Source organism: Pseudomonas sp. LBUM1666 (assembly GCF_059695775.1).
Map to the genome: position 1 here is coordinate 101,505 of NZ_CP166789.1, position 11,695 is coordinate 113,199.

At 58.7% G+C, this 11,695-nt stretch carries 13 protein-coding genes; 3 read left to right on the forward strand and 10 right to left on the reverse strand.

The genetic code is table 11. The annotated features are described in order from the left end of the window. The first annotated feature begins 2 nt into the window (after window positions 1–2). The 3 genes from trpB (at window position 3) to ACA056_RS00510 (ending at window position 2,627) form a co-directional block, all read left to right on the forward strand. Window positions 3–1,238 (forward strand): tryptophan synthase subunit beta, encoded by a 1,236-nt coding sequence (gene trpB / locus ACA056_RS00500; protein WP_134421205.1) that lies wholly within the window; start codon window positions 3–5, stop codon window positions 1,236–1,238. Then, a complete protein-coding gene (trpA, locus tag ACA056_RS00505; protein WP_149420323.1) occupies window positions 1,238–2,050 on the forward strand; it encodes a tryptophan synthase subunit alpha in 813 nt (270 codons plus the stop codon). Before trpB ends, trpA begins: the two co-directional genes overlap by 1 nt. Before the next feature lie 121 nt (window positions 2,051–2,171). After that, on the forward strand, window positions 2,172–2,627 hold the full coding sequence (locus ACA056_RS00510; RefSeq protein ID WP_033059871.1) for an anti-virulence regulator CigR family protein: 456 nt from the start codon (window positions 2,172–2,174) through the stop codon (window positions 2,625–2,627). Between the two features lie 50 nt (window positions 2,628–2,677). Here the strand turns inward: ACA056_RS00510 and ACA056_RS00515 are convergent, their stop codons facing one another. The 10 genes from ACA056_RS00515 to ACA056_RS00560 form a co-directional block, all read right to left on the reverse strand. Beyond that, window positions 2,678–4,639: a DUF7844 domain-containing protein gene (locus tag ACA056_RS00515; protein ID WP_497269707.1), complete on the reverse strand. Its 1,962-nt coding sequence runs from the start codon at window positions 4,637–4,639 to the stop codon at window positions 2,678–2,680. After that, window positions 4,636–4,956 (reverse strand): DUF2388 domain-containing protein, encoded by a 321-nt coding sequence (locus ACA056_RS00520; protein ID WP_309674344.1) that lies wholly within the window; start codon window positions 4,954–4,956, stop codon window positions 4,636–4,638. Before ACA056_RS00520 ends, ACA056_RS00515 begins: the two co-directional genes overlap by 4 nt. Before the next feature lie 27 nt (window positions 4,957–4,983). Next, window positions 4,984–5,301, reverse strand: coding sequence for a DUF2388 domain-containing protein (locus ACA056_RS00525; RefSeq protein ID WP_497269709.1), 318 nt, complete (start codon window positions 5,299–5,301; stop codon window positions 4,984–4,986). 107 nt (window positions 5,302–5,408) lie between these two features. After that, window positions 5,409–5,726, reverse strand: a complete 318-nt coding sequence (locus tag ACA056_RS00530; RefSeq protein WP_045059072.1) for a DUF2388 domain-containing protein — start codon at window positions 5,724–5,726, stop codon at window positions 5,409–5,411. 142 nt (window positions 5,727–5,868) lie between these two features. Continuing rightward, window positions 5,869–6,078, reverse strand: coding sequence for a DUF1127 domain-containing protein (locus ACA056_RS00535; protein WP_497269711.1), 210 nt, complete (start codon window positions 6,076–6,078; stop codon window positions 5,869–5,871). A 257-nt stretch (window positions 6,079–6,335) separates the two neighbouring features. Then, on the reverse strand, window positions 6,336–6,551 hold the full coding sequence (locus ACA056_RS00540; RefSeq protein WP_008154465.1) for a DUF1127 domain-containing protein: 216 nt from the start codon (window positions 6,549–6,551) through the stop codon (window positions 6,336–6,338). Window positions 6,552–6,870: 319 nt separating this feature from the next. Then, window positions 6,871–8,364 carry a succinyl-CoA:acetate CoA-transferase ScpC gene (scpC, locus tag ACA056_RS00545; RefSeq protein ID WP_497269714.1) on the reverse strand — a complete coding sequence of 498 codons (1,494 nt, stop codon included), beginning with the start codon at window positions 8,362–8,364 and terminating at the stop codon, window positions 6,871–6,873. 181 nt (window positions 8,365–8,545) lie between these two features. After that, window positions 8,546–9,982 carry an NAD(P)(+) transhydrogenase (Re/Si-specific) subunit beta gene (locus ACA056_RS00550; RefSeq protein ID WP_497269716.1) on the reverse strand — a complete coding sequence of 479 codons (1,437 nt, stop codon included), beginning with the start codon at window positions 9,980–9,982 and terminating at the stop codon, window positions 8,546–8,548. Then, entirely contained in the window at window positions 9,982–10,305 is a 324-nt protein-coding gene (locus ACA056_RS00555; protein ID WP_003187010.1) for an NAD(P) transhydrogenase subunit alpha part 2, read from the reverse strand. Before ACA056_RS00555 ends, ACA056_RS00550 begins: the two co-directional genes overlap by 1 nt. A gap of 15 nt (window positions 10,306–10,320) precedes the next feature. Then, a complete protein-coding gene (locus ACA056_RS00560; RefSeq protein ID WP_008154472.1) occupies window positions 10,321–11,442 on the reverse strand; it encodes a Re/Si-specific NAD(P)(+) transhydrogenase subunit alpha in 1,122 nt (373 codons plus the stop codon). Window positions 11,443–11,695 lie beyond the last annotated feature (253 nt).

Below are 11,695 nucleotides of genomic sequence, written 5' to 3' on the forward strand. Positions count from 1 at the left end.
CCATGACCCAGACTAATCTGCGCAACGGCCCCGACGCCAACGGCCTGTTTGGCGCGTTCGGCGGCCGTTACGTCGCTGAAACCCTGATGCCGTTGATCCTCGATCTGGCCCGTGAATACGAATTGGCCAAGGATGATCCTGCATTCAAAGAAGAATTGGCCTACTTCCAGCGCGACTACGTGGGTCGTCCAAGCCCACTGTACTTTGCCGAACGTCTGACAGAGTTCTGCGGCGGCGCGAAGATTTACCTCAAGCGCGAAGAGCTGAACCACACCGGCGCGCACAAGATCAACAACTGCATCGGCCAGATCCTGCTGGCGCGGCGCATGGGCAAGAAACGCATCATCGCCGAGACCGGTGCTGGCATGCACGGCGTGGCGACCGCCACCGTGGCTGCGCGTTTTGGCCTCGATTGCGTGATCTACATGGGCACCACTGACATCGAACGTCAGCAGGCCAACGTATTTCGCATGAAGCTGCTGGGCGCCGAAGTGATCCCGGTCGTGGCCGGTACCGGCACCCTGAAAGACGCGATGAACGAAGCCCTGCGTGACTGGGTGACCAACGTCGACAGCACCTTCTACCTGATTGGCACTGTGGCCGGTCCGCACCCTTATCCTGCGATGGTTCGCGACTTCCAGGCTGTTATTGGCAAAGAAACCCGTACTCAACTGCAAGACCAGGAAGGTCGTCTGCCGGACAGCCTGGTGGCGTGCATCGGTGGTGGTTCCAACGCCATGGGCCTGTTCCACCCGTTCCTCGACGACAAAAGCGTAGAGATCATCGGCGTTGAAGCGGCCGGCTACGGCATCGAAACCGGCAAGCACGCGGCCAGCCTGAACGGCGGCGTACCGGGCGTACTGCACGGCAACCGTACCTTCCTGCTGCAAGACGACGATGGTCAGATCATCGACGCTCACTCGATCTCTGCCGGCCTCGACTATCCAGGCATTGGCCCGGAACACGCCTGGTTGCATGACATCGGCCGCGTCCAGTACACCTCGGTAACCGACGACGAAGCCCTCGACGCGTTCCACAAATGCTGCCGCCTGGAAGGGATTATTCCTGCACTGGAAAGCGCCCATGCCCTGGCCGAAGTGTTCAAGCGCGCACCGACCCTGCCGAAGGATCACCTGATGGTGGTCAACTTGTCCGGTCGCGGCGACAAAGACATGCAAACCGTGATGCACCACATGGAACACTCTCAACAAGAGCAATCCAAGCAGGAGAAACACTGATGAGCCGCCTGCAAACGCGTTTTGCCGAACTCAAGGAACAGAATCGTGCCGCCCTGGTGACCTTCGTGACCGCTGGCGACCCGAGCTATGACACTTCCCTGGCGATCCTCAAAGGCTTGCCCGGCGCGGGTGCCGACGTGATCGAGTTGGGCATGCCCTTCACCGATCCGATGGCCGATGGCCCGGCAATCCAGTTGGCCAACATCCGCGCCCTCGGCGCCAAACAGAACCTGGCGAAAACCCTGCAAATGGTTCGGGAGTTCCGTGAAGGCAATACCGAGACGCCGCTGGTGCTGATGGGTTACTTCAACCCGATTCACATGTATGGCGTGCCGCGTTTCATTGCCGACGCGAAAGAGGCCGGCGTTGACGGTTTGATCGTGGTCGACCTGCCACCCGAGCATAACGGCGAGTTGTGCGACCCGGCCCAGGCAGCAGGTTTGGATTTCATCCGTCTGACCACCCCGACGACCGATGATGTACGCCTGCCAACCGTTTTGAACGGCAGCTCAGGCTTCGTCTATTACGTGTCTGTTGCCGGTGTGACGGGTGCGGGCGCGGCGACGCTGGAGCATGTTGAAGAAGCCGTCGCGCGTCTGCGTCGCCATACTGATCTGCCGATCAGCATCGGTTTCGGTATTCGTACACCGGAGCAAGCGGCGTCCATCGCGCGTCTGGCTGATGGCGTGGTGGTGGGTTCGGCATTGATCGATCACATCGCCAATGCCTCGACGCCGGATCAGGCGGTTGATGGCGTGTTGAGTCTTTGCGCGGCGCTGGCCGACGGCGTGCGTAAAGCCCGCGTCAGCTGAAGGTAAAGTTCCTGATACAGAGGAATTAGAGCCTCGCGGTACAGACTAAACAGCAAGACCGAGGGCTTCAGGACTACGTTCTGAAGCCCTTTTTGCTGTATGTGCAGTGAGGAAAGACCCGATGAAAATGCCGAAACGTCTGATTGCCAGCCTGGGTGTGCTGATGCTCAGTGCCACCCCGTTGCTGAATGCGAGTGCTGATCAGCGCGACGATCACGACCGCGGCGGCCCGCAGCAAGGCCATTACGATAACCGCGGTGACAATCATGGCGACGATCACCGTGGCCCGCAGGACAATCATCGCGGCGGCCCTCCGCCACGGGACTTCGGCCCGGTGCGCCAGACTATCCACGATAACCATGGCTATTTCGTACGCGGTGCTCCACCACCTCCAGGTATTCATCTGGTGCGTGGCCGACCGCTGCCTCACGGCTATTACGGCGAACGCCTCGATAACCGTGCCTTGGGCCGGCTGCCGTATTACCCGGGGTACGAATGGCGCCGTGCGGGTGGCGACATTGTGCTGATCGCCGTAGGAACCGGGATCGTTTATGAAATTCTCGAAGGGGTGCTTTGAATTGCAGGTAGGTGTTGAAGGCTTCGCGGATTAGCCGCGAAGCCTGTTGTTTACGGCAACTCCAAGCCGCCCGCCGCCTTGTGCAACTTCCTCAAATGTTCGCCAACCTGCTTCAGGTTGGCTTCATTGGCGGCCATCTCGGCTGCACGGCTCGGTTCGAGCAGCGCTCTCACCTCTTTGTCCAGATCGCCTGTCAGCGCCTGAAGCTGTTTCTGCCGCAGGCTGCTTTCCGATTCCAGACGCTGCCACTCACTCGGCTGCGGCAATCCATAACCACCGGTGCCGAGCAGCTCCGCCGGACGGCTGAGGAAGCCGCTGTTGGCAAGAATTTGCTGCAAGGTCGCGTTGGCCTTGTCCATGCCGCCGTTCTTCAGTTCCCGAGCACCCAGATAGCGCTGCTTTACTTCGTCCTGGGCCAGCACCAATTGTTGGCGGAAGGCTGCCTGCTCCAGTAACAGCAAGGCCGCGCTGGTGCGCAAGTCGGCTTGGTCGATCCATTGCCGGCGCTCTTCAGCTTTCAATGCGAGCCAGTCTTCGACCTTTTCCTGCTTGATCGGCAAGTGCTTCTTCAGCACTTCGAACATCGCTTGATAACGATCGCGGAAGGAGTCGAATCGGTAGCCCAGGCGCAGCGCTTCACGAGGATCATCCAGCACGCTGGTGTTCGCCAGCCCGCGGCCCTTGAGCACTTCCAGCAAACCGTTGGGCATGATGCTGTCCAACCCGACCAGTTTTGTATTGTTGGTACTGCTACGCAGTAACTTCAGGCCCTCTACAGCGCAGTTATTGGATAGAAAAAAATAGTTGCCGTCGTAGCTCCAGTGCATCTCGGCGGCGTGTTCCACCACGTCTTCGATCTCGCTGCGCGACAGGTTCAGCGGCACCGAGGCCAAGCTGCGCAGTTCGGTCTTGGTGTATTCGTCGATCACCTGGGCCAGCGGCAGGACAAACAGGCGTGACGGGTATTTGCCCACCAATCCGTCCCAACTCGACAGTTGTACGTCGCCGACGAAGGCGCGGTAGGACAACACCAGGTGCTGATCCAGATCCAGCCGACAATCCGGCCCACGAGGTCGCCCGGGTGCACAGATCACCAACCGCAACATGCTGTGACCCCAGCGGCTGACCCAGTTCTGGTTGGCTTCAGCCAGCAGATAGTCGACGGCGTAAACCCGTTCCGGATCGACCTGGCCCAGTGGCGTTTTGGCGAAGTCGTTGCCGGCATTGAGGAAGGAGAAGGTTTTGCCACACGTGTCTTTAGCGGCGGGCGCCCAGCCGAAATGTTCTTTGTAGTAGCGGTATAACGCGGGACGGCGACAGGCGTAGGCCGGGTCGAGAAGGAAATATTCCATGTTGACCGCGACGAACTCCTTGGGGCTGCTCGTCTCGTAAATGTCCGGGCTGCGAGCGATTTGTCGGTTTTGCTGTTCGCGTTCGCCGCGACGGCCAACGTACTGCGGCCAGCCAGCGAGGTCGAGTAGGCGCGGGTCATCGCTGAGCGTAAAGCGTCGGTCGGACTGGCCGCGGCATTGATCGGGAATGCCAATCAGCCCTGAGCTGCTGTTGCGCCGGGTGCAGTGCTGAATCAGCGTGCGCTCCGCGTCTGGCCACAGGCGCGAGCGGTCATAGATGTGGGTGAGTTCGTGCAATACCGTGGCAAGCATTTCGCGGCGCACGGTGCCATGGGGGCGGTAAGTCTTTTTGGTCGCGGCGCTGCCGTCAGTGAGGCTGGCAAGCAGGTTGCGGTTCAGATCGAGCTCGGACACCAGCGACGCCTGGCCGTAAGCGTTGCTCGGCATGTCATCGGTCCAGCCGACGTCGATGCGTCGGTCGAGCTGCTCGATGAACCGCGGCGGCAGCGCCTGCATGGCTTCATTTAGCAACGCCTGACTGGCCTGTTGTTGAGCGGGGCTGAGGCCTTCGGTTTTAAGCCTTAATTGCAAGTCAGCCTGGGCCGTGTTGCCGAGCAGCAACATGACCCCGGCCAACAGCCAGGCGCCTGGCGACCTCACAGTGCGAGGATGGCTTCGGCGAGAACCTGATCACTGGCGTCGCGGGCTTCCGGTACGCGGGTACGCAACGTGTTGAAGGCCGCTTCCAGGTGCGCGCCACGAATCTCGCCATCGCTGGCGACGAAACTGGCCGCATCGTCGTGGGCTTCACGAACGATCTTCGAGTCACGGATGGACGTCGTGGTATCGGAAGTGAAATCAAGCGTGCGTTGGGTGGCATTGATGATGATGTTACTGGTGGCGACCAGAGTGTGCGCCTGAGCCACATCGGCCAATAACAGAAGGCCAAGGGCGGCAACAATCAGAGGGCTACGCATGGAACGACTCCGCAAGAACAAGGATAACTATTGGACGAGAATTGCCTGCGCCAGTTCAAGGTCGCTGGCACGAAGTTTTGGCTGGGTCCGGCGCAGATAAATCAGGGCGGACTCCAGTTGTGCTCCTCGCAGTTGACCGTCACTGGCGATGAACGCCGCAGCGTCATCTTGTGCCGCGACTAGCAGCTTACGGTCGAAGGGGGCGGAGGTCACCATGCTTGTGGCGTAGCCGGTAGCCACGATGCCTTGTGTAGACAGATTGAAGGCGTCATAGGCATGGACGGAGCCGACCCAGCAGGTAGCCACGAAAAGCGGAGAGATCAACAGATTTGAAAGAAAACGCATGAGACTCGATAGCTGAAAGCGAGTCGCAAGGCTAGCGCAACGCCCGGTCTAGAGCCAGCGCCGAAACATTGGGACACGGCGGGCGTGTCCCACGTCAGTGATGTTGCTTAGATCGTCAGTATGGCTTGCGCCAGTTGTGCGTCAGTCGCGTTCAGCTGAGGTGCCTGGTGGCGAATATGGTCGAGTGCGCTTTCCAGTTTCACGCCACGAATGGAGCCTTCGCTGGCAACGAAGCTGGCGGCGTCGTCACGGGCGGCGCGCACGATTTTGTCATCGCGAAAGGAAGAAGTGACATCGGAGGTCGCATCGGACGTGGCCTTGAGCGCGCCGACGACGGCATCAGTGGTCACGATAAAGCTGGTGGCGTGGGAATTGGCAGCCACGGCAAGCAGGGCTGCAGCGCTGAGCAGACGAAGACGGGACATGGTGAAACTCCTTTGGAAAACCGATTGAGAGGTGGCGGTGTCTGGTGAGTCAGACGCCACTCATGCAGCATTCGCCACGTTCCATCTGGATATTAGGCCTTTGAGTATCGGTTCGAACAGTCCCGTCTGTTCAAGCAGGAAGCTAGCGCCAGAACGGTTTATCCAGCTCATTGAGCCGATCCGCGTGGCTGATGTTCAGGTCTGAGAGCTGCCGGTCATTGAGTTGGCCCAACAAACGCCGGGTTCTGGCCCTTTCCAAGCTGTTGGCGAGGCTCCTCAGCAATCTCCTAACCCAGTGGGAGCGAGGCGTTGATTGGGGCGTGGAAACGGAAACATCCAGTAAGTGATTCATGGCGCGGTCCTTTTGCTGGCAGTTCGGGATTTCATGGTGATCCCGTCCTCTTTTCCGCAACAGACACACTGCACTGAAATTGTACTGGTCAATTTATAAAATAGTAAAACTGTACCTGTTAAGCGGTATCTATTCTGTATGGCCCATGTTGAGGGTCCAAAACGACAAAGCCCGTCGTGGTTTCCCACGACGGGCTTTGTTTTTTCAATTTGGAGTGCTGGCGGTGGACCCGGTGGGTCAGAGCCAGCGACGCTAACTTAGCGCCAGAACGGCTTGCTCAGCTCTTCGTAGCGTTGTGCTTCGCTAATCCCTGCGTCAGCCAGCAAACGCGAATCCAGACGAGCCAATTGATGGCGGCTGGAGATGCGGCGCTGCCACAGCATCAGGTTGGCGAGAACGCGAAGAGGCGTGGAAGCCTGGGTTTTTACAGCGTTGTCTTCGAAAAACAGCTCGGAACTGAGTGTACGTTCCATGGTTGACATCCTTCCGCTTATGGCGGGATTAGGTAGTGGTTTAACTGATGCCAATGATCCTCTCGTTTGGCCAGTCTCTCTAGATACAGTTCACCTGTATTGTGAGGGACCAGTTAACTGTTAAAGGGTGGTGTACTGGTCGAAATTGAGGCAACTGTACTTGTCTGCACTAATATCGTGCATTTTTGGTTGGTTGACTCGGAAGCGTAGGCAATTGCGGTAGGAAAAGACCGGTACAGCAGTACAGTTTTGTTCGGAATTTAGTCTGGCGACAGCGAGCTGACGAAACTGTGTTTGCGTCAGCTGCTATCTGTATCAACTACACCACGAGCATCCGCCCGGTTTCTTCCAGGTTTATGTGCCAGCTCAGGGCATCACGCAGGATATGCGGCGTGTGCCCGCCGAGTGCACAAGCGGCTGTGAAGTAGTCATCCAGGGCTTGGCGATAGTCTGGGTGCACGCAGTTGTCGATGATGACCCGAGCGCGCTCTCGCGGCGCCAGGCCACGCAAGTCCGCCAGACCGATCTCGGTGACAAGGATGTCGACGTCATGCTCAGTGTGATCAACGTGGCTGACCATCGGCACCACACTGGAAATTGCGCCGCCCTTGGCGATCGACTTGGTCACGAAAATCGCCAAATGCGCATTGCGCGCAAAGTCGCCCGAACCGCCGATGCCGTTCATCATCCGCGTGCCGCAGATGTGGGTGGAGTTGACGTTGCCGTACAAGTCGAACTCAAGCGCCGTGTTGATGCCGATGATGCCGAGCCGACGCACGACTTCCGGGTGGTTGGAAATTTCTTGCGGGCGCAGGACCAGTTTGTCCTTGTAGCGCTCAAGGTTGCCGAAAACATCGGTATTGCGACGGCTCGACAAGGTGATCGAACTGCCCGAAGCAAAGCTCAGCTTGCCGGCGTCGATCAGGTCGAAAGTCGAGTCCTGAAGCACTTCGGAGTACATCGTCAGGTCTTCGAACGGCGAGTCGATCAGCCCGCACATCACCGAGTTGGCGATGTTGCCAATCCCGGCCTGCAGCGGGCCGAGCTTGTTGGTCATGCGCCCGGCAGCCACTTCCTGCTTGAAGAAGTCGATCAGATGGTCGGCAATGGCCTGAGTATCAACGTCCGGCGGCAGCACAGTGGACGGCGAGTCAGACTGATTGGTGATCACGATAGCGACGATCTTCTCCGGCGGAATCGGGATGGCAGTGCTGCCAATGCGATCGTCGACCTTTACCAGGGGAATCGGTGTGCGGGTCGGCCGATAGGTCGGGATATAGATGTCGTGCAGACCTTCGAGATTCGGGTTGTGCGCCAGGTTGATCTCGACGATCACCTGTTTGGCGAAAATCGCGAAGCTGGCCGAGTTACCCACCGAAGTGGTCGGCACGATATGGCCCTGCTCGGTGATCGCCACAGCCTCAATCACCGCGATGTCTGGCAGTTTGAGCTGCTGGTTGCGCAATTGCTCAACGGTTTCCGAGAGATGCTGGTCAATGAACATCACTTCGCCGGCGTTAATGGCCTTGCGCAGCGTGCTGTCGACCTGGAAGGGCATGCGTCGTGACAATACGCCGGCTTCGGTGAGCTGTTTGTCGAGGTCGTTGCCTAGGCTGGCGCCGGTCATCAGGGTGATTTTCAGCGGAGTGATTTTGGCGCGTTCAGCCAATGCGTGGGGCACGGCTTTGGCTTCGCCGGCGCGGGTGAAACCACTCATGCCGACGGTCATGCCGTCCTGAATCAGAGCGGCAGCATCAGCGGCGCTCATCACCTTATCCAACAACGAAGGCAAGCGAATACGATCACGGTACATGGATTGTTATCTCGGGCAACGAAAGCAAGGTGTGCAGTTTAGTGATTTTAAAAAAAATCCTCCCGCTACCATGGTCGAATGCAGAGCCCCGATTTAGAGCCTTTGGTCGGTTTTTAGCGGGCAATAAAAAACCCCAGCCTACTAAAGGCTGAGGTTTTGGGTATTGCTGCTTCCGCAGGTTTTACTCGATGGCTTTGACCATGTCTTCGATAACTTTCTTGGCGTCGCCGAAGACCATCATGGTTTTGTCCAGGTAGAACAGTTCGTTGTCCAGACCGGCATAGCCGCTGGCCATCGAGCGCTTGTTGACGATCACGGTCTTGGCTTTATAAGCCTCGAGGATCGGCATGCCGGCAATCGGCGATTTCGGATCGTTCTTCGCCGCCGGGTTGACCACGTCGTTGGCGCCGAGCACCAGCACCACGTCGGCCTGGCCGAACTCGGAGTTGATGTCATCCATCTCGAACACTTGCTCGTAAGGCACTTCGGCTTCGGCCAGCAGGACGTTCATGTGCCCTGGCATCCGACCGGCAACCGGGTGGATCGCAAACTTCACGGTGACTCCCCGGTGAGTCAGCTTCTCCGCCAGCTCCATCAGTGAGTGTTGGGCGCGTGCCACCGCCAGGCCATAACCCGGAACGATGATCACGGTGTCGGCGTTGGTCAGCAGGAAGGTCGCATCGTCAGCCGAACCGGATTTCACCGGACGGGCCTCTTTCGAGCCTGCCGGGCCAGTTGCATCTACCGTGTTGCCGAAACCACCGAGCAGTACGTTGAAGAACGAACGGTTCATCGCTTTGCACATGATGTACGAGAGGATCGCACCGGACGAACCCACCAGCGAACCTGCGATGATCAGCATCGAGTTGTTCAGCGAGAAGCCGATACCTGCCGCTGCCCAGCCGGAGTAGCTGTTGAGCATCGACACAACCACCGGCATGTCCGCGCCGCCAATCGGGATGATGATCAGCACGCCCAGCACGAAGGCCAGGGCCAGCATCAGCGCAAAGGCGTTCAGGTTACCGGTCAGCATGAAGGTCACGCCGAGGCCCAGAGTCGCCAGGCCCAGCAGCAGGTTCAGCTTGTGCTGGCCGCCGAACTGCACGGGTGCGCCCTGGAACAGGCGGAACTTGTACTTGCCCGACAGCTTGCCGAACGCGATCACAGAACCGGAGAAGGTGATTGCACCGATGGCCGCGCCGAGGAATAGCTCCAGGCGGTTACCGGCAGGAATCGCATCACCCAGTTGCTTGACGATACCCAGCGATTGCGGTTCAACGACAGCAGCGATCGCAATGAACACCGCGGCCATACCGATCATGCTGTGCATGAAGGCGACCAGTTCCGGCATTTTGGTCATTTCAACGCGCTTGGCCATGATCGACCCGGCGGTACCGCCGACCAACAGACCTACGATGACGTAACCGATGCCGGCAGTGGCCAACTCGGCGCCCAGCTTATAGACGAGGCCCACGGTGGTGAGGATCGCCAGCGCCATGCCGAGCATGCCGTACACATTGCCGCGCCGCGACGTGGTCGGGTGCGACAGGCCCTTAAGAGCCTGGATGAAACAGATCGACGCGATCAAGTAGAGCGTCGTGACGAGATTCATGCTCATTACTTAGGCGCCTCTTCTTTTACTGCTTTTGGGGCTTTTTTCTTGAACATCTCAAGCATCCTGCGGGTAACCAGGAAGCCACCAAATACGTTTACCGCTGCCAGAGCTACCGCCAGGGTGCCCATGGTTTTGCCTAGAGGTGTGACGGTCAACGCCGCGGCCAGCATGGCGCCGACGATCACAATCGCCGAAATGGCGTTGGTCACAGCCATCAAAGGCGTATGCAGCGCAGGTGTAACGTTCCAGACCACGTGATAACCGACATAAATCGCCAGCACGAAGATGATCAGGTTGTAGATACCGGGGGAGATAAGCTCTTCCATCGTCTGAATCCCTGCTTAGGCGTTTTTGCGGATGACTTGGCCGTCGCGGCACATCAGGCACGCGGCGACGATGTCGTCTTCGAGGTTGATCTCGAACTGGCCTTCTTTGTTGAAGACCAGCTTCAGGAAGTCCAGCAGGTTGCGCGCATACAGTGCCGAAGCATCAGCCGCGACCGCACCGGCCAGATTGGTCGGGCCGCAAATGATCACGCCATTCTCGACGACCACCTGGTCAGCCACGGTCAGCGGGCAGTTACCACCCTGGGCTGCCGCGAGGTCGATGACCACCGAGCCCGGCTTCATCTGTGCCACGGTTTCCGCGCTCAACAGCGTCGGTGCCTTTCGGCCCGGGATCAGTGCAGTGGTGATGACAATGTCAGCCTGTTTGGCGCGTTCGTGCACGGCCAGGGCCTGACGTTGCATCCAGCTGGCGGGCATTGGTCGCGCGTAACCGCCGACACCAACGGCGCATTCGCGCTCTTCATCGGTCTCGTAAGGTACGTCGACGAACTTGGCGCCGAGGGATTCGATCTGCTCTTTTACTGCAGGACGCACGTCAGACGCTTCGATCACGGCACCCAGGCGTTTCGCGGTAGCGATCGCCTGCAAACCAGCCACGCCAGCGCCAAGAATCAGCACGCGCGCCGCTTTCACGGTACCCGCAGCGGTCATCAGCATCGGCATGAAGCGTGGATAGTGGTGCGCGGCCAGCAACACGGCTTTATAACCGGCGATGTTGGCTTGGGAGGACAGCACATCCAGGCTCTGAGCGCGGGAGGTGCGTGGTGCGGCCTCCAGTGCGAAAGCGGTAATGCCGCACTCAGCCAGCTTGGCAATGGTTTCATTGCTGAACGGGTTGAGCATGCCCACCACAACGGTGCCGCTTTTAATTAGCGTCAGCTCGCTGTCGCTGGGGGCGACCACTTTGAGAATCAGCTCGGCACCAAACGCATCGTTGGCGCTGCCAATAATTGCGCCTGCCGCTTCATAGGCACTGTCGACAACGCTGGCGTTAATGCCGGCGCCGCTTTGCACAGTGACCTTATGACCCTGGCCGATCAGCTTCTTGATGGTTTCCGGGGTTGCAGCAACCCGCGTTTCACCGGTCTGGGTTTCGAGAGGAACACCAATGTGCACGTCAAATCTCCTGCGTGATCTTATTGAGTAAACCCAGGCACTTCGGATGGTGCGGCTGGGGCGGCCGATCAGCACGATCCCGCCAAATCAGGGCGGGGCGCGGCATTTTGCAGGCGAACTTAATGCCCTTCAAGGGTTTATGACGGGTGACGGAAAATTAACTACAAGTCACCCCGTGACCGAATGTCGCAACTGACCGGCTCAATCCCTTGCAGGCCGTGACTTGTAAGGATTCTTGTAAAAATTGAAGAAT